This is a genomic window from Nocardia sp. NRRL WC-3656 (assembly GCF_000720265.1).
Lineage (GTDB): Bacteria > Actinomycetota > Actinomycetes > Mycobacteriales > Mycobacteriaceae > Nocardia > Nocardia nova.
In genome coordinates this window covers 1-3,163 of the sequence record NZ_JOJF01000078.1, presented here as the reverse complement: position 1 = coordinate 3,163, position 3,163 = coordinate 1, and the positions used below count along the sequence as shown (strand labels likewise).

Sequence of the window (3,163 nt, the reverse complement as noted above, 5' to 3'; positions counted from 1 at the left end):
CGATTACGGGGTCGTTGATATCGATGATCGGTATGTCGATTCCGTCGAGTCGTCCGGCCAGATCGGCGGTGGTGATCACGGCCGCCGGTGTGGCGTCGGTGAGCATGAATTCGATTCGTGCTCTTGGATGTTCGGGATCGATAGGTAGGTAGGCTGCCCCCGTCTCGAGTACCGCGGTGATGGCGGTGATGGCTTGTGCTGTGCGTTGCATCAGTAGTCCGACCACGCATCCGGGACCCACCCCGTGGCCGCTGAGCAGGTGTGCCAGCCGGTTCGAGGTCTGGTCGAGTTGCCGGTAGGTCCAGGAGTCTTCGCCGCAGCTGAGTGCTATCGCGTTGGGCGTGCGGGCCACTTGTGCGGCGAACAATGCCGGAACCGACATCGCCGATGATGTGCGCGTACGCAATACGGCACGGTTGCTGATTTCATCCAGCCGGGTGTGTTCGGATTCGTCGAGCAGGTCCACTGATGAAAGTGGTTGTCCGGGGTCGCGGGTCAGTTCGGTCAGTGTTCGTTCGAGCCGTTGGATGAGTGTTTCGATGGTGGTGGTGTCGAAGATGTCGGTGCGGAATTCCGCTGCTCCGGTGAGTCCGGCGGGTTCGCCGTTGTCGGTGAAGCGTTCGCCGAGGGAGAACGCTAGGTCCATGCGGGCGGTGTGGGTATCCACCGGGAGCGAGCTGATCTGGAGGTCGTCCAATACCAAACCGGCTGCGGGGTCGTTGTTTCCGGTGAAGTTCTGCCAGGCCAGCAGCACTTGGATGAGGGGGTGATGCCTCAGTGATCTGGCTGGGTTGAGTCGTTCGACCAGGACTTCGAAGCCGTTCAGGTCGACTCGGAGGACGAGGGTGTTGACGAAGAAGCCGACCAATTCGTCGAGGGCGGGGTCGTCGCGGCCGGCGACCGCGAATCCGATTGCCACATCGGAGTTGGCGCTGAGTTTCGACAGGTGGGGAGTTCGAGGTGTTCGGGCATTCCGGCGAGGGTGTGTTCCCAGTACTCGAGTTCGGTGGTGATGGGGCTGTGGGGGTCGTGTAGGTCGCCGAGTTGGGTGCGTTGCCAGAGTGTGTAGTCGATGTATTGCACCGCCAACGGCGACAGATTCGGCGCTCGGCCCGCGCACCGGTCGGCATACGCCACACTCAAATCGGCGGCCAGCGGCCTCAGCGACCAGCCGTCAGCAGCGATATGGTGCATCACGATCACCAGCACGTGTTCTCGATGGGCAACTTCGAAAAGTCTTGCCCGCAAAGGAATCTCGGCCGCCAAGTCGAAGGGGTAGCATGCCGCCGCGTTGACCGCCGCATCCAGTTGGGTGCCCGACCACCCGGTCGCATCGACAACCTCCCACCCGAAATCGACCCGCTCGACGGGGATAACCACCTGCCGGGGCGTCCCCTCGACCGTGCCGAACACCGTGCGGAGGCTTTCATGCCGGCCCACCACATCGGCCAGCGCTGCACGCAGCGCCTCGACATCGAGCCCACCGCTCAACCGCAACGCCGCCGCCACGTTGTAGAGCGGGGAGGGGCCCTCCAGTTGGTCGATGAACCACAATCGTTGCTGGGCATACGACAACGGAATTACCGCGGGTCGTGCGACGGGTGTCAGTCGTGGGAGTCGGCTCGAGCCCGCGCGACCGATACCGGAGGCCAGCCGGGCAACGGTGGGTGTGTCGAATACGGTGCGTACCGAGAGGTCGGTGTCGAGTGTGGTGTTGATCGCGGCGATCAGGCGCATCGCCGATAGTGAGTCTCCGCCGAGGTCGAAGAACGAGTCGTCGATGCCGACGTGGTCGAGTCCGAGTGTGTGGGCGTAGAGGGTGGCGAGGATTTCCTCGACGGGGGTGCTCGGGGCGCGATACCCGCTCGCCGCGTATTCGGGTGCCGGGAGAGCGCGGGTGTCGAGTTTGCCGTTGACGGTCAGTGGTAGTGCGGGCAGTGTCATGACTGCCGCGGGGATCATGTAGGCGGGGAGTCGTTCGGCGAGTTGGGTGCGTATGTCGGTGGGGTTTGCCGTGCCGGTGATGTAGGCGACCAGGCGCTTGTCTCCGGGGTCGTCTTCGCGGGCGATCACCGCCACCTGTTCCACCCCGCCCAATCCGGTCAGGGCATCCCGGACTTCGCCACACTCGATGCGATATCCGCGGATTTTGACCTGCTCGTCGGCGCGGGCCACATACCGCAGCTGACCGTCGTGTCCCCAGCGGACGAGGTCGCCGGTGCGATACATGCGTGTCCCGGGCTGCCCGAATGAGCAGGCGGTGAATCGCGTCGCGGTCAGTGCCGTGCGCCGCCAGTATCCGCAGGCGACTCCCGCGCCGGCGACGTACAGTTCGCCGGTGACGCCGACCGGCACGCGCTGTAGTCGGTTATCGAGGACGAACAACGCTGCCCCGGCTACTGGTGCGCCGATCGGCGGAGTTCCCGATCCGGGTGTCAAGGGTGGGGTGAGGGTGACGCACATGGTGGTTTCGGTGGGGCCGTAGCCGTTGATCACCGTGTGTGCGGGCGCCCATTGGTCTATCACTCGGGCGGGGCAGGCTTCACCGCCGAGTATCAGTGTCAGCGGTTCCAGGTCGTGTGGCGTGAGCATTGCTGCGGCGGTGGGGGTTTGGGTCAATACGGTGACGTGTTCCGCGGCGAGGACGTCGTGGAAGTCGTTGGGGGAGAGGGTGATCGAGTCGGGTATGACGACCAGTCGGCCGCCGTGGAGTAGTGGGGCCCAGATTTCCCACACCGAAATGTCGAAGGCGAGCGAATGGCATTGCGCCCACACCTGTTTCGACGCGGGTGTGGGGCCGGTGTCCAGGGTCGTCAGTAGTTGGGTGATGTTGTGGTGGGTGGTGGCTACGCCTTTGGGGACGCCGGTGGTGCCGGAGGTGTAGATGAGGTAGGCGATGGTGTCCGGGCGTGGCGCCGGTAGCGCGGTGCTGGGTTGGCTGTGGATCGATGATCGGTATGTCGATTCCGTCGAGTCGTCCGGCCAGATCGGCGGTGGTGATCACGGCCGCCGGTGTGGCGTCGGCAATCATGAATTCGATTCGTGCTCTTGGGTGTTCGGGATCGATGGGCAGGTAGGCCGCCCCCGTCTCGAGTACCGCGGTGATGGCGGTGATGGCTTGTGCCGAGCGTTGCATCAGTAGCCCGACCACGCATCCGGGACC

Annotated in this window: 1 pseudogene; it reads right to left on the bottom strand. The window is 64.3% G+C overall.

The window, feature by feature from the left end:
- A pseudogene (locus IG65_RS37480) lies at positions 1–3,163 on the bottom strand (amino acid adenylation domain-containing protein); the annotation flags it as partial.